22 protein-coding genes and 1 other annotated feature are annotated in these 19,864 nt (G+C 52.1%); of the genes, 17 read left to right on the top strand and 5 right to left on the bottom strand.

Annotated elements, in window-relative coordinates:
* Positions 1-77: 77 nt before the first annotated feature.
* Positions 78-770 carry a 16S rRNA pseudouridine(516) synthase RsuA gene (gene rsuA / locus DW350_RS10015; RefSeq protein ID WP_115718733.1) on the top strand — a complete coding sequence of 231 codons (693 nt, stop codon included), beginning with the start codon at positions 78-80 and terminating at the stop codon, positions 768-770.
* 74 nt (positions 771-844) lie between these two features.
* Complete coding sequence (locus tag DW350_RS10010) at positions 845-1,681, top strand: 23S rRNA (adenine(2030)-N(6))-methyltransferase RlmJ (protein ID WP_115718732.1); 837 nt, start codon at positions 845-847, stop codon at positions 1,679-1,681.
* Position 1,682: 1 nt separating this feature from the next.
* Here DW350_RS10010 and DW350_RS10005 read toward each other — a convergent pair whose 3' ends face one another.
* The gene (locus DW350_RS10005) at positions 1,683-1,883 is read right to left on the bottom strand and encodes a zinc ribbon domain-containing protein (protein ID WP_115718731.1); all 201 of its coding nucleotides are present in this window, start codon (positions 1,881-1,883) and stop codon (positions 1,683-1,685) included.
* A 137-nt stretch (positions 1,884-2,020) separates the two neighbouring features.
* Between DW350_RS10005 and DW350_RS10000 the strand changes: the two genes are divergently transcribed.
* Positions 2,021-2,542, top strand: a complete 522-nt coding sequence (locus DW350_RS10000; RefSeq protein WP_115718730.1) for a hypothetical protein — start codon at positions 2,021-2,023, stop codon at positions 2,540-2,542.
* Positions 2,543-2,584: 42 nt separating this feature from the next.
* On the opposite strand, the gene DW350_RS09995 is transcribed toward DW350_RS10000, so the two are convergent.
* The 3 genes from DW350_RS09995 to DW350_RS09985 are packed head-to-tail and all read right to left on the bottom strand — an operon-like array spanning position 2,585 to position 5,518.
* Positions 2,585-3,460, bottom strand: coding sequence for a fructosamine kinase family protein (locus tag DW350_RS09995; RefSeq protein WP_115718729.1), 876 nt, complete (start codon positions 3,458-3,460; stop codon positions 2,585-2,587).
* Between the two features lie 59 nt (positions 3,461-3,519).
* A complete protein-coding gene (locus DW350_RS09990) occupies positions 3,520-4,188 on the bottom strand; it encodes an START domain-containing protein (RefSeq protein ID WP_226911307.1) in 669 nt (222 codons plus the stop codon).
* Positions 4,169-5,518, bottom strand: coding sequence for a M28 family peptidase (locus DW350_RS09985; RefSeq protein WP_115718727.1), 1,350 nt, complete (start codon positions 5,516-5,518; stop codon positions 4,169-4,171). Before DW350_RS09985 ends, DW350_RS09990 begins: the two co-directional genes overlap by 20 nt.
* 272 nt (positions 5,519-5,790) lie before the next feature.
* Between DW350_RS09985 and thrS the strand changes: the two genes are divergently transcribed.
* The 7 genes from thrS to ihfA all read left to right on the top strand — a co-directional run bounded on the left by thrS (position 5,791) and on the right by ihfA (position 12,766).
* Positions 5,791-7,719 carry a threonine--tRNA ligase gene (gene thrS, locus DW350_RS09980; RefSeq protein ID WP_115718726.1) on the top strand — a complete coding sequence of 643 codons (1,929 nt, stop codon included), beginning with the start codon at positions 5,791-5,793 and terminating at the stop codon, positions 7,717-7,719.
* 3 nt (positions 7,720-7,722) lie between these two features.
* Entirely contained in the window at positions 7,723-8,268 is a 546-nt protein-coding gene (infC, locus tag DW350_RS09975; protein ID WP_115718725.1) for a translation initiation factor IF-3, read from the top strand.
* A gap of 78 nt (positions 8,269-8,346) precedes the next feature.
* Positions 8,347-8,544, top strand: a complete 198-nt coding sequence (rpmI, locus tag DW350_RS09970; RefSeq protein ID WP_115718724.1) for a 50S ribosomal protein L35 — start codon at positions 8,347-8,349, stop codon at positions 8,542-8,544.
* Positions 8,545-8,560: 16 nt separating this feature from the next.
* Positions 8,561-8,914, top strand: coding sequence for a 50S ribosomal protein L20 (gene rplT / locus DW350_RS09965; protein WP_115718723.1), 354 nt, complete (start codon positions 8,561-8,563; stop codon positions 8,912-8,914).
* Between the two features lie 42 nt (positions 8,915-8,956).
* Positions 8,957-9,077, top strand: a sequence feature (Phe leader region).
* Positions 9,078-9,094: 17 nt separating this feature from the next.
* Positions 9,095-10,078: a phenylalanine--tRNA ligase subunit alpha gene (pheS, locus tag DW350_RS09960; RefSeq protein WP_115718722.1), complete on the top strand. Its 984-nt coding sequence runs from the start codon at positions 9,095-9,097 to the stop codon at positions 10,076-10,078.
* Between the two features lie 15 nt (positions 10,079-10,093).
* The gene (pheT, locus tag DW350_RS09955; RefSeq protein WP_115718721.1) at positions 10,094-12,472 is read left to right on the top strand and encodes a phenylalanine--tRNA ligase subunit beta; all 2,379 of its coding nucleotides are present in this window, start codon (positions 10,094-10,096) and stop codon (positions 12,470-12,472) included.
* A gap of 3 nt (positions 12,473-12,475) precedes the next feature.
* Positions 12,476-12,766: an integration host factor subunit alpha gene (gene ihfA, locus DW350_RS09950; protein ID WP_115718720.1), complete on the top strand. Its 291-nt coding sequence runs from the start codon at positions 12,476-12,478 to the stop codon at positions 12,764-12,766.
* Between the two features lie 16 nt (positions 12,767-12,782).
* Here ihfA and DW350_RS09945 read toward each other — a convergent pair whose 3' ends face one another.
* Entirely contained in the window at positions 12,783-13,550 is a 768-nt protein-coding gene (locus DW350_RS09945; RefSeq protein WP_115718719.1) for a DUF1853 family protein, read from the bottom strand.
* A 123-nt stretch (positions 13,551-13,673) separates the two neighbouring features.
* On the opposite strand from DW350_RS09945, the gene DW350_RS09940 reads away from it, so the two are divergent.
* The 7 genes from DW350_RS09940 to DW350_RS09910 are packed head-to-tail and all read left to right on the top strand — an operon-like array spanning position 13,674 to position 19,804.
* A complete protein-coding gene (locus tag DW350_RS09940; protein WP_115718718.1) occupies positions 13,674-14,618 on the top strand; it encodes a YbgA family protein in 945 nt (314 codons plus the stop codon).
* Positions 14,608-15,318: a MerR family transcriptional regulator gene (locus DW350_RS09935; RefSeq protein ID WP_115718717.1), complete on the top strand. Its 711-nt coding sequence runs from the start codon at positions 14,608-14,610 to the stop codon at positions 15,316-15,318. Before DW350_RS09940 ends, DW350_RS09935 begins: the two co-directional genes overlap by 11 nt.
* Complete coding sequence (gene phrB / locus DW350_RS09930; RefSeq protein WP_115718716.1) at positions 15,315-16,706, top strand: deoxyribodipyrimidine photo-lyase; 1,392 nt, start codon at positions 15,315-15,317, stop codon at positions 16,704-16,706. The genes DW350_RS09935 and phrB overlap by 4 nt, the downstream gene beginning before the upstream one ends.
* On the top strand, positions 16,703-17,131 hold the full coding sequence (locus DW350_RS09925; protein WP_336406933.1) for a nuclear transport factor 2 family protein: 429 nt from the start codon (positions 16,703-16,705) through the stop codon (positions 17,129-17,131). The genes phrB and DW350_RS09925 overlap by 4 nt, the downstream gene beginning before the upstream one ends.
* The gene (locus DW350_RS09920) at positions 17,131-17,850 is read left to right on the top strand and encodes an SDR family NAD(P)-dependent oxidoreductase (RefSeq protein ID WP_115718714.1); all 720 of its coding nucleotides are present in this window, start codon (positions 17,131-17,133) and stop codon (positions 17,848-17,850) included. Before DW350_RS09925 ends, DW350_RS09920 begins: the two co-directional genes overlap by 1 nt.
* Entirely contained in the window at positions 17,847-19,079 is a 1,233-nt protein-coding gene (locus DW350_RS09915) for an NAD(P)/FAD-dependent oxidoreductase (protein WP_115718713.1), read from the top strand. Before DW350_RS09920 ends, DW350_RS09915 begins: the two co-directional genes overlap by 4 nt.
* Positions 19,076-19,804, top strand: coding sequence for a DUF1365 domain-containing protein (locus DW350_RS09910; protein ID WP_115718712.1), 729 nt, complete (start codon positions 19,076-19,078; stop codon positions 19,802-19,804). Before DW350_RS09915 ends, DW350_RS09910 begins: the two co-directional genes overlap by 4 nt.
* Positions 19,805-19,864 lie beyond the last annotated feature (60 nt).

Raw genomic sequence — 19,864 nt, 5'->3', positions numbered from 1 at the left:
TAGGCCCGAAGGTTAAGTGGGTAAAGCCATCAAATACCGTTAGAATGGCCTTCTTTTTTTTCCGCTAGGCCGACTTTATGCGTCTCGACAAATTTCTTGCTGATAATTCCCAGTATTCCCGTGCTCAAATTAAACGACTGATGCATCGGGAAGAGGTAACGGTTAACGGCGTCGTGGTTAAAGATCCTAGCGTTAAAGTCAGTGACGAAGACAACGTGGTTTTAGAAGGGCAGACCATGCGAAGTATCGGCCTTCGCTACTTTATGCTGCATAAACCCAAAGGGTATGTCTGCTCCACGGACGATCCAGAACATATGTCGGTGCTGACACTGCTGGATGAAAAAGATCGTTTTGGTTTGCATATGGCAGGTCGCCTGGATTTAGATACCACCGGTTTAGTGCTGTTAACGGATGACGGCCAGTGGTCGCACCGCGTTACCAGCCCTAAGCATGATTGCCCTAAACGCTATCGGGTATGGTTGGATGAGCCCTTGGCTGACGATGTCGAGCAACGGTTTTTGGACGGTGTGCAGCTGCACGGCGAGCGGCACCTGACGAAACCGGCCACCTTGGAACGCATTGATGACACCGAAGTGCTGCTCACCATTTCCGAGGGGAAATACCATCAGGTGAAAAGAATGTTCGCCGCCGTCGACAACAAGGTGGTGGACTTGCACCGAGAATCCATTGGTGGTGTGGCGTTAGACCCTGACCTGGCAGAAGGGGAGTATCGTCCTTTAACTGCCAGTGAAGTTGCCGCCTTAGGTTAATCACAACAAGCAGGTGATCTTGACCTTTCATGGTTTTAGAATGCCTGCTTCTTTACCCTGCTAAGACACCCGTTATGCTCAGTTACCGTCACGCCTTTCACGCTGGCAATTATGCCGATGTACTCAAACACGCCGTTGTCGCTTATATCCTTGATTACCTAAAACAAAAGGATAAGCCTTTCTACGTACATGACACCCACGCCGGGGCGGGCCGCTACTTACTCAGTGCTGAAAAGGCGCAAAAGACCGGTGAGTATAAAGACGGTATTGCCAAGGTGTTGGCCGAAAAAACGCTTCCTGAAGCACTGAAGCCCTATGTTGCGGTGGTCAAGGCAATGAATAGCGGCGAGCTTCGTCATTACCCGGGTTCCCCTTATTTGGAAAAAGCCTTAATGCGTGAAGGAGACCGGCTTTTCCTTACCGAACTGCATCCAGCTGATGTAGCGCTCCTTGAGCAGACCTTTACCAAAGACCGCCAGGTACGCATTGAAAAGGCCGACGCCTACCAAACCTTGATTGCAAAGCTGCCGCCGAAAGAGAAACGCGGTGTGGTGGTCATGGACCCGCCATATGAGCTAAAAGACGATTATCAGGCGGTGGTTAGCGCTATTAGTGACGCATATCGGCGGTTTGCTAATGGCACCTATGTTTTGTGGTATCCGGTAGTTGACCGAGCGCAGGTTGAAAGCATGCTGGCCGCTTTTAAGGCGACAGGCATTAAGAAACAGTTACGCATTGAGCAAAGCCTGCGACCTGATACCGACCAGCATGGTATGACCGGTGCTGGCTTGTTGGTGATTAACCCGCCTTGGACACTCAAAGCCGCAATGGATGAAACCTTACCTTGGCTTGATAAAGTGTTAGCGGCAGGTGCCGGGCAGTATCAATGTCAGTGGTTGGTGGGCGAATAGCCTAATAGAGCTGCTCATCATCGCCATCAACTTGTACCGACCATTCGCCATCGTCTAATTCGGTTACTTGGATATGAATAGGGCTGCAGCAATTTGCGCAGTCCTCAATAAAATCCTCACCAATATCAGCCGGTTCAACGGTGATATAAGTAGGCTGGCCGCAGCTAGGGCAGGTTACCTGCACCTGCTTTACCTGTTCCATATCGCCCCCATTGCTTTGCTGTTACAAAGTATGACGGTAATAAAAGCGCGTTTACGATAATTTACCGGTGAGATCTCGGCGTGGTTTAACTAAGCCGAGCATAATAGTTCTCAAGCAGTTCATTGAGGAATGCTGTTATGAACAAGGTACTTGTAACTGGTTTTACCCTTTTAAGTTTGGCATTGCTACCCACGTTAGCGCGAGCTGACGGTGGGCCACCGCCGGGAGATCCCCATGGCGGCCCTCATGGTGGTCCGCCGCCGGGCAGTGTGATTGTGGTGCATCATGGCTATCATCACCCTGGTCCGCCGCCGGTGCGCTATTACCATGGTAATGCGTTGGCCGACTTGGCCACCTTTGCTATTTTTGCCGGTGTCACATACGCCATTGTTGATAACACTTATTATCGTCAGCAGGGTAACAAGTACGTTTATGTACAAAACCCGCCAGCCGGTAGTTATACCGTGGTAAACAACCCGACCACCACAACCGTGGTAAAAGGGAGTGGCGGCTTAACGCCGGGTACTGTGGTTGACGAGATTGTAGGCCAAACCAAGAAAGTGGCTTATCAAGGTCGTCTTTATTACATCGCTAATGGCGTTTGGTATTTACCGGTAGATGGTGGCAGCCAGTTTGTGGTGGTGCAGCCGCGTTATTGATAAAAAGCCCTCCATCGGAGGGCTTTTTACTGACCTTAATCCCTAACGTTGACCAAATCTGCCCAGTAGCTGGCTTGCGGCCTCTTTAACTTCCAACAGATAGGTGCCACCAAAGAGGTTGGCATGGTTGATGAGGTGATAGAGGTTATACAGATCGCGCCGGCTTTCGTAACTTTCATCTAAGGGCAAGGTGTCGTCATAGGCGGCATAGAAATCAGGGTCAAAACGGCCAAATAGTTCAGTCATCGCAATGTCGGCTTCCCTGTCCCCATAATAGCTTCCTGGGTCATAAATCACCGGTTGATCGTTTATAAACCCGACATTGCCTCGCCAAAGGTCGCCATGGAGTAGCGAGGGCGTAGGCTGGTGATGTTTGAGTAATTTCACTGCGCAATCAAGGAGATGGTCACTGTCGTCTAGGCCCTGGCCTTTTTCTGCCAACAAGCTTAACTGATAGGCCAGCCGCTGCTCTGTAAAAAAGCGGTACCAATGTTTATGCCAAGGGTTTGGCTGTGGCGTATTGCCAATAAAGTTATCTTCGTCAAAGCCATACATGGCTTGGTCTTGGCGTTGATGCAGCGCCGCTAAACCTTCGCCCAAACGCTGCCAGCCTCGGCGGCTGGGAGCAGAAAAAGGCAAATACTCCATCACCAGGTAGGCAAAGCCGGTGGTCGCCCCCCCACAGACGACTTCCGGTGTCCGCAGCGGCCCAAAGCGCGATAACTCCGCCAGGCAAAATGCCTCTGCGTGCAGTTGTTCTGCAAAAGTGAGTTCACTGAGTTTGACGTACAGGCGCAGCTGGCCGTCACCGATAATGTAGCTTTGCCACCTTGGCCCGGTTTGATGCAAACGCCGCTCGGTGATGTGAAAAGGATGACCGATAAAGGCGCCTATTTCGTCCTGCAAGCTGTGCCACATAACCACCTCCGGTTGAACGGCTCATCATAAGATTAGCCTTTTGCCTTAAAACCAGCCATTTAGCGCTGTTCACTACGGGTGCGCGTGGCGGCGGGCTCTGTCACAAAGGGATACTGTGCATCTTGGTATTCAAGTTTAGTGATTCGAGAACACAAGCTGGCCATGGTCTTGGCGGTGGAACGAAGGCTTAAATGATTAACTAACCAATGGGGAAGCCAACCACCGGCGTCAGCGCTGCCAACATACTGTATTTGTGTCATTCCCTGGCTTTGTGGCGTTAAGGTCCACTCGCCAGACACTTTCTTCATTCTGATAAAGCCCGGGGCGAGAGGGTAATCGCCGCCTTGGTCAGTAAAGGTGAGGTGCAGAGTCAGATCAGGGTCCTGGTGCCAGGTCGACAGGGTTATCATGTCGCGGTTCTTAGCAGGCCAGGGCAGGTCAAACTGGGTTGCCACAATATCTTGAGTTGAGCTGGGTTTATCTAACTGTACGACAGAAGATACAAACGCCATCCATTTCGGAATTGCGGGTAGGTCATTCATTACCGCAACAAAGGCGGATAGACGCGTAACCGCTTGGCATTGTGCTTTTATTTGCAGTTGCCCCGAAGCAGAACGCTGCGTCCAGAGCTGCACACCATCCTTGGTGTCTTGTTGCTGCCATTGTCCAAAGGCCAGTGTCGGGGCCAGTAACAGCCCCAACAGCCAACTAGAAGGCGCCCGCCGCACCGGGGAATACCACCGGGCTTTCGGTGCCATCTTTCGCGACGGCGGCAACGCCGAAGAAATAGTTATCAATGACCACTCCCTTGAGAGTAAAAGTATCCGTTTTTCCAACATAGCGACTGTGTGTCCAGGTCGGCTCTGTGGTCAAGCGCCAATATACCTTATATCCCGCCAATTGTTTGTCCGTACCCAACTGCCAAGACAAGGTAGTGTCAGGGCTTACCGCACCTTTAATGGCAACCTGTTGTGGTGCAGCGGGAGCCCAGGCCATGGAAGCCAGTGTTACGGCGTCCAGTGCGGTAATTTTACGGGCATAGTCAAAGTCGACACCGGACAAAACGTCACCGTAATGTATGCCATTTTCGGTACGAACATCTTGGTGTTGGCGGTTGTAGTTTTCATGGGCTTCCATCAACCGCACCCCGGGATAGCCGGCATCGTTAAACGGGCTATGGTGGCCACCACGGCCAAACCTATCTAAACGGTAGACCATCATTACATCAAGCCTGGGCATGTATAAATGGGCCAGCGCCTTGATGTATCGCCCTAAATTTCTTGATGGCGAATCTAACTCTCCTCCGGTGAAACGGCGAATACGGGCTTCTTTTTCGGTTTCCACAGCGCGAGTACCTTCCGAAAACACCCGCACAGTATGGTTATCTTTGATGCCATCAATACCGGAGGTATTGCCTATCATGTCGTTGTTGATCATCCCTTCAATACGCCAATGATGCTGGCGGGCATATTTAGCCAAAATTTTACCGCCAAAAAGGCCTTGTTCTTCGGCCGATAGCGCGGCAAAAACAACGGTGCCGGGAAAATCGTAGTGGCTTAATACCCGGGCCGATTCCAAGGTGGCGGCAATGCCAGAGGCATTGTCATTAGCGCCTGGCTCATAGGCATCGGCATTCATGACGTCTGTCACCCTTGAGTCGATATCCCCTGACAGCATGGCCATCCGCAGCTTATCTTCTGTTCCCCATTTTATGGCGATAACATTGGTGACCTTAGTGGCATTGGGTATGCGTTTTTCGCCGCTAATGGTGTCAGATACCCGGATCACTTCCAGGCACCCGCCGCACTCTTTACTGATGGCGTTAAACTGCGCTTCTATCCAATCGGTGGCGGCCCCAATACCACGGCTTTTTGAGGTTTGGCTGGAAAGGGTATGACGTGTACCAAAGCCGACTAATTTGGTGACATCGGCTTTCATGCGCGGTGCCGATATTGCCGAGGCGATATCATAAAGGTCACTTTTACTGGCTGGCGGTGTGGTCTGGGCGAAACTCAAGCTTGGCAATAAGGCGGCGGCAACGAGCATTGGTTTAAACATAATCCCTCCTTTTTAACGGCACGTTATCATTCCGTTGTTTTTTTGCGTTGTACAGCGCGCTGTTATGCCTTGGCGATGCGACTAAAAACAGGAAAGTGGCAGTGGCCATTGCGTGACCGCCCTTAACACCGCTATTATTGCCACTCTTTTTTAGTCAGGGCGGGGTTCCCGCTGCCGAGACGCCCTTGGTTTGGGTGGTAAGCAACTGACTTTGCAATACATTCACTTTCATGTGGCCCTTGGTGCGGGTCACCACTGACAAAGGACAATTCATGCCTGCTATTACCCTGCCTGACGGTTCCGTTCGTCATTTTGATAATCCCGTTTCCATTATGGATGTGGCTCAGGACATCGGCCCTGGCCTTGCAAAAGCCACCATTGCTGGCCGTGTTAACGGCGAGCTGATGGACGCCAGCGACATCATCGAAAATGACGCCAAGCTTTCTATCATTACCGCCAAAGACCAAGACGGCCTTGAAATTCTGCGCCACTCTTGTGCGCACTTGTTAGGCCACGCCATTAAACAACTTTGGCCACAAACCAAAATGGCCATCGGCCCGGTGATCGATAACGGCTTTTACTATGACGTTGACCTGGATTTTCCCATTACCCAGGAACACTTAGATCAGCTCGAAGCGCGTATGCACGAGTTGGCTGAAAAAGATTACGACGTCATCAAGAAAAAAGTGAGCTGGCAGGAAGCGCGTGACACCTTTGAGGCGCGTGGCGAAAACTACAAAATGGCCATCTTGGATGAAAACATCAGCCATGATGACAAGCCCGGCCTGTACCATCACCAAGAATATGTGGATATGTGCCGTGGCCCGCACGTACCCAACATGAAGTTTTGCCATCATTTTAAATTGATGAAAGTTGCCGGCGCCTATTGGCGTGGTGATGCCAAAAATAAAATGCTGCAGCGCATTTACGGTACTGCCTGGGCCGATAAAAAAGCCCTTAAGTCTTATTTGCTGCAGTTAGAAGAAGCCGAAAAACGCGACCACCGTAAAATTGGTAAGCAGCTGGATTTATTCCACTTCCAAGAAGAAGCGCCGGGCATGGTATTCTGGCATAACGATGGCTGGGTGATTTTTAGGCAGCTGGAAACCTTTATCCGCGAAAAGTTACGAGAGTTTGATTATCAAGAGGTAAAAGGCCCCTTGATGATGGACCGCGTACTTTGGGAGCGCTCAGGGCACTGGGAAAAATACGCAGATGCGATGTTTACCACCAGCTCTGAAAACCGTGACTATGCCATTAAGCCCATGAACTGCCCGGGCCATGTGCAGATTTTTAACCAAGGTTTGAAGTCTTACCGCGACCTGCCGCTGCGTATGGCCGAATTTGGTTCTTGCCACCGTAACGAGCCCAGTGGCGCTCTGCACGGCCTGATGCGGGTACGGGGCTTTACCCAAGACGATGCCCACATTTTCTGTACCGAAGATCAAATTCAAGCGGAAGTGGCTAGCTGTATCGACATGGTTTACAGCACCTATGCCACCTTTGGCTTTGAAAACATCAAGGTTAAACTGTCAACACGTCCTGAACAGCGCATCGGCTCTGATGCCATTTGGGATAAAGCCGAAAAAGGTCTGGCTGAAGCGCTAACCGCCAAAGGTATTGAATACGACCTGCAGCCAGGCGAGGGCGCTTTTTATGGTCCTAAAATCGAATTTACCTTGCATGACTGCCTGAATCGGGCTTGGCAATGTGGTACTGTGCAACTCGACTTTGCACTGCCAGGGCGCTTAAGTGCCAGTTTTGTAGCAGAAGATAATGAGCGTAAAATCCCAGTAATGATCCACCGAGCCATCCTGGGTTCCTTGGAACGCTTTATCGGTATTCTCATTGAAGAGTACGCCGGTTTCTTCCCTGCATGGCTTGCACCAACCCAAGCCGTGGTGATGAATATCACCGATGCACAGGCAGATTACGTGCAAGAAGTTGTAAAAACCCTTGAAAGCGCGGGCATTCGTGCAAAAGCCGACTTGAGAAACGAGAAGATTGGCTTTAAAATCCGCGAGCACACGCTTAAGCGCGTCCCCTATCTCCTGGTTGTGGGGGATAAAGAACGGGAAGCCGGCGAAATCGCCGTCCGTACGCGCAAAGGACAAGATCTCGGCAAGTTCAAGCTGGAAGACTTTATTACCCAGCTTAAAGGCGAAATTGCCAGCCGAGGCAAACAAACCGTGGAGGAATAACGTATTAAAGGCGGAAGACGGGGCCCAGTGGTCCAGCAGAAACCGAAACACCGTATCAACGACCTCATTCGTATCCCTGAGGTACGCCTTATTGGCGCCGAAGGCGAGCAGCTTGGTGTCGTTAAAATCCAAGATGCTCTGGCTCAGGCCGAAACTGCCCAAATGGACCTCGTAGAGATCAGTCCAAACGCAGAGCCGCCAGTTTGCCAGATCATGGATTACGGCAAGTTCCTCTACGAGAAACAGAAAGCGCAAAAAGAACAAAAGAAAAAGCAGAAACAGATCCAGGTGAAGGAAATCAAATTCCGCCCTGGCACAGATGAAGGCGACTACCAGGTAAAACTGCGCAACCTGGTTCGTTTTCTGGAAGAAGGTGACAAAGCCAAGATCACACTGCGTTTTCGCGGGCGTGAAATGGCGCACCAAGAGCTCGGTCGTGACCTGCTTGAGCGGATCAAGGCTGATCTTGAAGAACTGTCTGTTGTTGAGTCCTTCCCGAAAATGGAAGGCCGCCAGATGGTGATGGTGCTGGCACCCAAAAAGAAATAATCAGGCGCCCACAAGTAGCGGGTCAGTTCGGCCCGTTCGCCCTGGTTGTTGGTTATTAACAATGCGGAGTTATTCGTAATGTCTAAAATGAAGACCCATCGTGGCGCTGCCAAGCGGTTCAAAAAAACTGCATCTGGTGGCTATAAGTTCAAGCAGTCTCATCTGCGCCACATCTTGACTAAAAAATCCACCAAGCGTAAGCGTCAGCTGCGTAATTCTCATCAGGTGACCGCTGCGGATAAGCCGCTGGTCGACCGTATGCTGCCTAACCTGTAATTGAGAGGGATTTGAGATGCCAAGAGTAAAACGTGGTGTAACTGCTCGCGCCCGTCACAAGAAGGTAATGAAGGCCGCCAAAGGTTACTATGGCGCCCGTAGCCGTGTTTATCGCGTTGCCTTCCAGGCCGTGATCAAAGCCGGTCAATACGCTTACCGTGACCGTCGTGCCAAAAAACGTCAGTTCCGTCAGCTGTGGATTGCCCGTATCAACGCGGCTTCCCGCCAGAACGGTCTGTCCTACAGCCGTTTCATTAACGGTCTGAAGAAAGCTTCCGTGGAAATCGATCGTAAGATTTTGTCTGACATCGCTGTACACGATAAAGCCGCCTTCACTGCACTGGTTGAAAAAGCCAAGGCAGCACTTTAAGACGGAGGGGGCTCCGGCCCCCTTTTTTTAATTGAGACTAAACCCCATGCAAAATCCGTTTTTCTTTAGCTTCTTCTTTACTTCCTGAATTCAGGGGGCCTTACTTTGGTGAAGACGAAGCTAAAGGAAAATCAGGGCCTCCCAAACGGGAGGCTTTTTTGTTTGTGATACGAGGACGCCATGCAACATCTTGACGAGATCGTCAGCCAGGCCAAAGCTGCAATTGAAGCGGCAACGGACATGGCGGCACTGGATGCCATCCGGGTCGATTACCTGGGCAAAAAGGGGCTGTTAACCCTGCAAATGCAATCGCTGCGAGACTTGAGCCCAGAAGAGCGGCCCAAGGCTGGCGCGGTAATTAACGAAGCCAAGCAAGCGGTTCAAGAGGTATTGAACGCGAAGAAAGACGCAATGGCCCAGGCTGAACTTAATGCCAAGCTGGCCGCCGAGCAGGTCGATATTACCCTGCCTGGCCGTCGTCAGCCTATTGGCGGCTTGCACCCGGTTAGCCGCACCATTGCTCGTATCGAAACCTTCTTTGGCGAACTCGGTTTTGCGGTTAAGGAAGGCCCCGAAATTGAAGATGCATTTCACAACTTCGATGCCCTGAATATTCCGCCTTCGCACCCGGCGCGGGCTGACCACGATACCTTCTACTTCACCCCAGACATGCTGCTGCGTACCCAAACCAGCGGTGTGCAAATTCGTACCATGGAAGTAGAACAGCCGCCGCTGCGCATTATCTCCCCGGGCCGCGTTTATCGTAACGATTACGATCAAACCCACACGCCGATGTTCCATCAGGTGGAAGGTTTGCTGGTTGACGAGAATATTTCTTTTGCCGACCTCAAAGGCATTCTTCACGATTTCTTGCAGAACTTCTTTGAAGAAGACTTAGAAGTGCGTTTTCGCCCCAGTTTCTTCCCCTTTACCGAACCGTCTGCCGAAGTGGATGTGAAAGGTAAAAACGGTAAATGGTTGGAAGTCTTAGGGTGCGGCATGGTGCATCCCAACGTGCTTAAAGCGGTAGGGATTGATGCGGAAAAATACACCGGCTTTGCCTTTGGTATGGGCGTGGAGCGCCTGACCATGCTGCGCTACGGCGTTAACGACCTGCGGGCGTTCTTCGAGAACGATGTCCGTTTCTTGAAGCAGTTCAACTAAGGCAGGGAGAGAGTCATGAAATTTTCTGAAAATTGGCTGCGCCAGTGGGTAAATCCGGCAATTGATACCCAGACGCTGTCTGAGCAGTTGTCTATGGCGGGCTTGGAAGTTGACGGTATTGAACCTGTTGCCGGTGCTTTTCACACCGTAGTGGTTGGGGAAGTGGTTGAATGTGGCCAACACCCTGACGCCGATAAACTGCGTGTAACCAAGGTCAATGTCGGCGAAGAAGCGCTGCTGGATATCGTTTGTGGCGCGCCTAATTGCCGCCAAGGGCTGAAAGTGGCGGTTGCCAAAGTCGGCGCGGTATTGCCTGGCGATTTTAAAATTAAAAAAGCGAAATTACGTGGCCAGCCTTCCCACGGCATGCTCTGTTCTTTCACCGAACTGGGTATTGATATCGAAGCCGATGGCATTATTGAACTGCCAGCAGATGCTGAAATTGGCAGTGATGTTCGCGACTACCTGGATCTGAACGATAACGCTATCGAAGTGGATTTAACCCCTAACCGCGCCGACTGCCTGGGGCTTTTGGGCCTGGCTCGCGAAGTGGGTGTACTTAATAACCTCGACGTTACCGAGGTTGCCTGCACTCCGGTTGCCGCCAGCATTAGCGACAAACTGGCCATTAGCCTGCAAGCCGCTGATGCTTGCCCTAAATATCTGGGCCGGGTCATTAAAGGTGTAGATTTAAGCCGCCCAAGCCCGCTGTGGCTCACTGAGCGCCTTCGCCGCAGTGGTATTCGCAGCATCGATGCCGTTGTCGATGTCACCAACTACGTGCTGCTTGAGCTCGGCCATCCGCTGCATGCCTTTGATTTAGCAGCTATTGACGGTGGTATTCACGCGCGTCTGGCAACCAAAGGTGAAAAGCTCACCTTGTTGGACGAGTCGGAAGTTGAGCTAAGTGAAAATACCCTAGTGATCGCTGATGATAACAAGGCACTGGCCATGGCCGGTATCTTTGGCGGTTTGCACTCCGGGGTCACCAGCAGCAGCCAGGATATTTTCTTGGAAGCCGCGTTTTTTGCGCCTGACGCTATTACCGGCCGGGCGCGTCAGTATGGTTTGCATACCGATGCCTCGCACCGTTACGAGCGCGGTGTTGATCCTGCGCTGACTAATAAGGCAATGGAACGCGCTACGGCCTTGCTGCTGGATATCGTCGGTGGTGAAGCCGGGCCTGTGGTTGAGGCTGTCTCTGCAGAGCACTTGCCCAAGAGCGGGCAAATTGTGCTGCGAAAAGCGCGTTTAGCGAAAGTGCTGGGCGCAAAGATTGGCGACGATAAAGTCACAGAAATTTTGTCGCGTTTGGGCACCAAGCCGCAATTTGATGGCGAAAAGTGGACGGTAACGGCGCCAAGTTATCGCTTCGATATGGCCATTGAAGAAGATCTTATCGAAGAAGTGGCGCGGGTTTACGGTTACAACAACATTGCCAATAAAGCGCCAGAAGCGAAGTTGCTGATGAATCGCCATCGCGAGGCCGAGCTTAACCTGCAGCGGGTGAAAACGCTGCTGGTTGATTTAGGTTATCAAGAAGCCATTACCTACAGCTTTGTTGAACCTAAAGCGCAGGCGACCCTGTTCCCAACCGAACAAGCGCAAATTCTGCCGCATCCCATTTCTGCCGATATGTCAGCGATGCGGGTGTCTTTGTTGCCGGGCCTCTTGCAAGCGGTGCTTTATAACCAGAACCGCCAGCAAGGCCGGGTACGGTTGTTTGAGTCGGGCCTGCGTTTTATTACCCGTGATGGTGAACTCAAACAGCAAAAAATGCTGGCCGGTGTTATCACCGGTAGTGCTTTTGGTGAGCACTGGACCATGGAGCAGCGCGGTAGCGACTTTTTCGACCTCAAAGGCGATATCGAGCAGCTGCTGGCCATGACGGCGGCAACTGATGAATTTCGTTTTGAACGTAGCGACCTTGGCGCGCTGCATCCGGGGCAAAGTGCCAAGATTTTGCGCGGTGATGAGCTGGTCGGCCATTTTGGTGTCTTGCACCCTGCCGCTGCGAAAGCCCTTGGTTTGAAGTCCCAGCCCTTGGTCTTTGAATTGCAATGGGAAATGCTCGGTGAGCGCAAAATTCCCGAAGCAAAACCGGTTTCTCGCTTCCCTGCGAACCGCCGTGACCTCGCTCTGGTGGTGAAAAACGAGATTTCTGCAGGAAATATTCTCGAAGTAGTGCAAAAAATTGGCGGAAAACAAGTAGTTGACGTAAACTTGTTTGACCTGTACAGCGGGAAGGGCGTTGCCGAAGGCCATAAGAGCCTTGCAGTAAGCCTCACGCTTCAGGACCCGGCGCGTACTTTGGAAGACGGCGAAATTGCCGACGTGCTTGCCAAAGTTATTGACGCGCTGAAAAGCCAGTTCAACGCATCCTTAAGGGAGTGATCTATGGCGCTGACCAAAGCAGAAATGGCCGAGCACCTCTTTACCAAGCTTGGGATCAACAAACGGGTAGCCAAGGAACTGGTGGAGTCGTTCTTTGAGGAGATCCGCCAGGCATTGGAAAACGGTGAGCAAGTGAAGTTGTCCGGTTTCGGTAACTTTGAACTCAGGGACAAAAATCAACGTCCCGGCCGTAATCCAAAAACCGGTCAAGACATCCCCATTTCTGCCAGACGGGTGGTGACATTCCGTCCCGGCCAGAAACTTAAAAGCCGAGTTGAAGAGATTGGGCAATAAAACGAAAAGGAGAGCCTTAGGGCTCTCCTTTTACGTTGTCAGGCCAATTTTCAGGTACCAGCATGTGTCGTTGCTGGCTCTGGGGATCTTGTAGCATAATCGGTGCCTGAATTGGCATGGCCAGTAAGGGCAGGGCAACATCGTTGGTATTGCTTATCCATTGCCAGCGGCTAAGTTGCCGCCAGGGTCTTTGCGGCAAGGTACTGGGTTTGTACCAATTTCCGTGGCGATAACCCTTAGCCAGCCAACCGTAGTCAGGACCTTCTCCAAACAGTATGCCGCGGCTTAAAAGCCGGGTGCTGCTCACCTTGTCACCGTATTGTTTTAGCCAAGGCTGCGTCTCAGGCCGGTTTAGCAATACCAGCTGCTGCTGGGCCAAATGTGCAGCCTTATTCTCCAGCCAGTCTTTTTGTCCCGGTCCAAGCCAACCTTTTTCTAATCCTAAATAAAATTTTACCGTCAGCTCCCAGTGTTCAAGTTGGCCATTACTGAGATTTTTGAGCAGTAAATCCGGCGCGCCGACGGTGCGTTTGTTAACCGTAATGGCTTGGTCCCTGGCCAGTATTTGGTATTGGCCACTGCTTTCAACCACAGCACTGACCAATAACTCAAAGCGTTTACCCAAGCGCGCGGTCTTGGCTAAGTCTTCGGCTAAACGCTCAAGGTCAATATGGCCAGGGTTTGGCAGGCAGGCGCTATCACCAATGCTAAGTAGCGCTGGAGAATGGCAGAGCCAATTGAGCATCCCTTGGACATCGTCAGGGGGAAAGCGGATTTTTTCCATGCACTAGAGATTACCACGGGAAATTTTTTAGCGGATTGATCCTGGCAGTTCTTGTACACGTAGCTAAGCTCACAAGATAAAACTTATACATTTATAAAACGCTGTATAGATTTTGGAGCGAGGATGACGATACCGGTGGGTGTTAGCAGCTGCGTGCTGGGTGAAAAAGTACGTTTTGACGGCGGCCACAAGCTGTCGCGCTTTATTGCTGACGAATTAGGCCGGCACTTTCGCTTCGTTGCAATCTGCCCGGAAATGGCTATCGGCATGGGCACTCCCAGGCCGACTATCCGTTTGGTCGGTCACCCTGACAGGCCAAGGGTGCAAGGGACAAAAGACTTGGCCCTGGATGTTACCGACCAACTCAATGCCTTTACTCAGCAAACCTTACCTAAGCTGGCCAACTTGTGCGGCTACATTCTTTGTGCCAAATCCCCCACTTGCGGTATGGAGCGGGTGCGGGTTTACCGTGAAAATGGCGACGGTTTGGGGAAGGTAGGGGTAGGGGTTTATGCCAAAGCGCTAATGGCGTTTTACCCCAATTTACCGGTTGAAGAAGACGGCCGTTTACATGACCCATTGCTTCGCGAAAATTTTGTGATGCGGGTGATGGCATATCACCAATGGCAGCAGCTTAAGGCGAAGGGCTTAACAACCTCTGACCTGATGGCGTTTCACCGGCAACATAAGTTCTTGTTGTTGGCCCATAACCAGCCGCTTTACCGCCAGCTTGGCCCGCTTATCGCCAGTGCCAGCAAAGACGACGTAATGGCGGTGGCGGAGCAATATATCGGCCGCTTTATGGCGGCGCTCAAACACCCCGCCAGTAAAAAAGACCACGCCAACACCTTGATGCACTTGCAGGGCTTTTTTAAGAAAGTGCTAAGTGGTGCAGAAAAGCAGGAACTGGCCAGCCTCATAGACGACTACCGTCAGGGCCTGGTGCCGCTGATGGCGCCTTTAACCCTTATCAACCATCACTTGCGTTTGCATCCGGTGCCTTACCTTGCCGAGCAAAGTTATCTGCACCCTTATCCTGCTGACCTTAAATTACGTTATGGACTCTGAACTGTTAAAAATCGGCGAGCTAGCCGAACGTAGCGGCGTATTGCCCGTTACCTTACGAGCCTGGGAGCGCCGCTATGGGCTGTTAAAGCCGCAGCGCACGCCAAAAGGGCATCGGCTTTATCCGGTAACGGAGCTGGATAAGATTGCCAAAATTCGTCGTTATCTCGCCATGGGCGTGGGTCTAAAGGACATCAAGCAGCTTTTAAAAGGCATTGGTGAGCCTGTTGCAGCCCCCATTGCCACACCCATTCTGGCACAAGCTCAAAGCCTTAATGCCGGCGCGCTGCGCCAGTCTTTGGATGTATTGCTAAAAGAGCATCCGCTGGGTATCGCTTGTGACGCGCTCTGGCAGCAGCTGGAGCATTGGCCAGAGGGGCCTTTTTCATTGGCTGCCCGTAGTCTTTTAGAAAGCGAGTTAAGCTTGCGCTTGGCCGGTATCTGCCGCCTTGCCCAGCCACAAAAAAGGCCCCTTGCGGTTCTGGCTGGCCCATTGCCCACTCTTTGGCGGCTCATGGTAAAAGCGCTGCTTTGCCAGCGTTATAACCTTGTGGACTTAGGTGAGCAGTTATCCCCTTCACAACTGCAATTAGCATTAGCGGCATTGGCCCCAGCGCAGTGTTTCATTGGTGCTATCAAACATCCTCCTGAAACCAGTATGTCGGTGCTACCGGGGGCCTTTTCTCTTAAGGAGGCGCTATGACGGCACTGATGTGGTTTCGAAACGATCTTCGCAGCATCGATAACAAAGCGCTTTGCGCGGCTGTTGCCAGCGGCATGCCGGTGCGGGCCGTCTTTGTGGTGACGCCAGAGCAATGGCAGCGTCACCACATGGCGCCGGTGAAAGTGCGGCTGATTAACAAGGCGCTGGAAGCATTGGCGCTGCAGTTGGCAAAAATAGGTATCGCCCTTGATGTGCTGTCCGTTGAGGATTTTGCTGGGGTATCCGCGTGCCTGGCTCAGTATTGCCACCAGAACACCGTTACGGCGCTTTATGCCAACCACGAGTATTTAGTTAACGAAATTGCCCGCGATGAAGCCGTGCGCGCCGCCCTTGATGTTGCCTGCCACTTTTATCACGACAGCCTATTGACGGCGCCCGGCACGGTACTTACCGGCCAGGGGCAGCCCTATAGGGTGTTTACCCCCTTTAAAAAGCAGCTAAAAAACCAGTTGCTGACGGGCATTCCCGAGGTGTCAGCAAGAATAAAGGGCCAAGCGATAGCAGCCCCGCCGGTGCCGGTGTTTTCAGACGCCAAATGGGACCAGCAGTTAGCGCCCTGGCCAAGGGATGAAGTGCAAGCTTTGGCCGCCATGCGCCAGTTTGTTACTGAAAGGGTGGCCGATTATAAAAGTCAGCGTGACTTTCCCGAATTAGACATGACCTCCAAGCTGTCGGCAGCGCTATCGATTGGCCTGATTTCGGTGCGCCAGTGCCTGTGGCGACTGCTGCACGAACATGGCGACCAGGTCTGGGCCGACGCCAGCGGTGCCGGAACCTGGTTTAGCGAGCTGGTTTGGCGTGATTTCTATCAGCACGTTGCCTTTCATTTTCCGCAGGTGGTCAAAGGGAAGGCTTTTCAAACCGAAACCGATGCCATTGCCTGGAGCCAGGATGAGTCGGCTTTTAACGCTTGGTGCCAAGGGCGCACTGGTTATCCCATTGTCGATGCCGCCATGCGTCAGCTGCTAGAGACCGGCTGGATGCATAACCGGTTACGGATGATAGTGGCGTCATTTCTCGTTAAAGATTTACAGCTCGATTGGCGGCGCGGTGAAGCCTTTTTTATGCGCCACCTTATCGACGGCGACTTTGCTGCTAACAACGGTGGCTGGCAATGGGCAGCCAGCACCGGCACCGATGCCGCGCCTTATTTTCGTATTTTTAACCCCACAGAACAGGCCAAACGCTTTGATCCCAAGGGCCGCTTTATCCGTAACTTGATCCCAGAACTTGCGCCGCTGAGTGACAGCGCCATTTTTGACCCAAGTGGTGTGCGCGCCACTGACGCTTATCCGGCGCCGATAGTGGTACACAAGGAAGCGCGGCTAAAAACCCTGGCCATGTTTAAAGCGGTTAAGGAGGCATGATGCAGGCGGCACTGTATCAGTTTTTAAGCCACTATCAGCAGCTTAACCGGCGCAATCTGCACCTGCTGGAAAAAATGTACAGCCATGACGTGGCGTTTGAAGATCCGGCGCAAAAAATTGCCGGGCGCGCGGCGCTTACTCATTACTTTGAGCAGCTATACGACAACGTCGATGCGGTGACTTTTGTTTATCAAAGTACCCAAATACAAGGGGTTCAGGCCTGGGTGCAATGGACTCTGGAATTACGCCATCCTCGCCTTAATCGCGGCGAAAAATACAGCTTCGAAGGCGCCAGCCATTTGGTTTTTAACAGCCAAGGGCAGGTGACTCACCACCGCGACTATTTTGACCTTGGCGCCATGCTTTACGAGCGTTTGCCTGTTATTGGCGGCTTGGTGCGTTTCGTTAAAAGGAGGCTAGGGTAATGAAGATACTGATAACCGGCGCCACCTCGGGTATTGGCAAACAACTGGCGCTCGATTATGCCGCCGAGGGCCACGATATCATTGCTGTTGGCCGCAACCCTGACGCGCTTAGCGAGCTGGCCGCCAATGGCATTCGCACTATTAGCGTCGATTTAACCGACCGTCAGGCCGTCTTGGCCTCGCTGTCGGGCCAAAGTGGGCTGCATTTGGCCATTCTTAATGCTGGTACCTGTGAATACCTGGACATGCCGGTGTTTGACTCGGCAGCCTTTAGCCGGGTGTTAAGGGCCAATGTTGAATCCATGGCCCATTGCATTGAAGCGGTGTTACCAGCCCTTAGGCAAACCGAGGGCGCGAGGTTGGTTGGTGTGGCCTCTGCGGCGGCTTTCGTACCGCTGCCACGGGCGGAAGCTTATGGGGCATCTAAAGCGGCTATCCGTTATCTGCTTGACACCCTCGATATTACCCTGGCGCCTTTTGGCGTGGCGGTAACCAGTGTCTTTCCGGGGTTTGTCAAAACGCCGCTGACCGATAAAAACGACTTCCCCATGCCGATGCAAGTCAGTGTTCAAGCGGCTTCAGTGGCCATCCGCCGCGGCATTGAAAAAGGGCAGCGGCACATTCACTTTCCCAAACCTTTTACCTGGCCATTAAAAGTGCTGGGGCTATTGCCTCAGCACTGCTGGCGGCTGCTTGCCAAAAGGATCAGCAAATCATGAAACGTATTGCCGTTGTTGGTTCCGGCATTGCCGGCATGTGTAGCGCTTATTACTTATCTCGCCACTATGAAGTCACGCTTTTTGAAGCGGCTGACTACTTGGGTGGCCACACTCACACCGTGGATATCGAACACGCTGGGGAAAAAAGCGCTATTGATACTGGGTTTATTGTGTTTAACGACCGAACTTACCCCAATTTCCAGCGTTTGTTAGCCGAACTGAAGGTGCCTTACCAAGAAACTGAGATGAGTTTTTCGGTACGTAACGATAAAGCCAACCTCGAATACAACGGCCATAGCCTCGCTACCTTGTTTGCCCAAAAGCGTAACCTGTTGCGGCCGGCGTTTTGGCGGCTCATTCGTGACATTCTGCGTTTTAATAAGGCTGCCAAGCAGGAGATCAATAACCCCAGCGCCCAAACCCTTGGCACCTTTTTGGAAAAGGGCGGCTATGGGCCGCTTTTTATCGAAAATTACTTATTACCGATGGGCGCTGCTATTTGGTCGATGGGGCTTGATGACATGCGCGGCTTCCCGCTGCAGTTTTTCGCCCAATTCTTTGAAAACCATGGGTTGCTTGATGTCGCTAACCGTCCGCAGTGGTTCACCATTGCAGGGGGTTCAAGCCAGTATATCGCCCCCTTAGTCGCGCCTTTTAAAGAGCGCATTCACTTAAATACCCCCATTCACCGAATCGAGCGTTTTGAAGGCAAAGTCAGGCTGATTAGTGACGGCCAAGACTGGGTATTTGATGAAGTGGTACTGGCTTGTCACTCCGACCAGGCGTTAAAAATGCTGGCCTCGCCAACGGCATTAGAACAGCAGGTGTTGGGCCAGCTTGGCTACAGCGAAAACAGCGTGCTGTTGCACTGCGATATCGGCCATCTGCCGAAACGTCAGGCGGCGTGGGCCAGTTGGAATTACCGAATGGGCCGCAGCCGCGATAAAGCGGTGGTGACCTACAACATGAACATTCTGCAGCGGCTTAATAAAAAGCAGCACTATTTGGTGACCTTAAATGATGAAGTCGCGGCTGATACGGTGTTGGGTCGTTATCAATATGCACACCCGGTTTACACTTTGGCTGCCATTGGTGCGCAAGAAAAATGGCAAAAAATCTCCGGTGTTGATGGCATCCATTACTGCGGGGCCTACTGGTTTAGCGGCTTTCATGAAGACGGCGTTAAAAGTGCGCTTCGAGTTTGCGATGCGCTGGGTGTTACACCATGACCAGCGCGCTTTACGTGGGGCACGTCAGGCATCGGCGTCACTTACCCAAAAGCCACCGCTTTAGTTATCCGTTTTTTATGTGGTATTTGGACTTAGATGAAATGCCTGCCGACCAGGGGCGGTGGTTTTCGAGCACGCGTTTCGCCTTGGCCCGCTTTTATCGCCCTGACTATCTGGGGGACAGCCGTGAATCACTGTCTGCCAGCGCGCGAAGACAGTGGCGAGAACAGTTAGGAACGGCACCTTCCGGCAAGGTATTTGGTCTTTTAAATCTTCGCACTCTGGGCCTTTATTTTAGTCCGGTGAACTTTTACTACGGTTTTGATGAGGCGGGCAATTGGACCCATTTCTTGGCCGAGGTTTCTAACACGCCCTGGAACGAGCGGCACTGTTACTGCTTTAACGTGGTAGACGGTGAGGTGGCTGCTCATCAGAAAAACTTTCATGTGTCCCCGTTTAACCCTATCGAACAGCAGTATCGGTGGCGACTCATTGCACCTGGCAAACAACTTTTAGTGCATTTAGAAAACCATGACGGCCGCGGGCACGTATTTGATGCAACCCTTGCGCTTGAGCGAAAGGCTCTGGAGCGCAAAACGGTGCGCCGGCAACTGCTGGCAAAGCCGGTTATGACAGCAACAGTGGTACTGGGCATTTACTGGCAGGCACTGAAATTAGCCCTTAAAGGCGTGAAATTTTACAGCTACTCCAAGGACTCAAAATGACGGAACCGGTAAGCCAATCACAGCGGCGCGTTTTTACCTACAGCCTGACTTTTGCTCAGC

Origin of the sequence: Gallaecimonas mangrovi, assembly GCF_003367375.1 — a bacterium.
Classification (GTDB): domain Bacteria; phylum Pseudomonadota; class Gammaproteobacteria; order Enterobacterales; family Gallaecimonadaceae; genus Gallaecimonas; species Gallaecimonas mangrovi.
The sequence above is the reverse complement of the archived record's forward strand: the minus strand, read 5'-3'. Positions and strand labels throughout refer to the sequence as shown.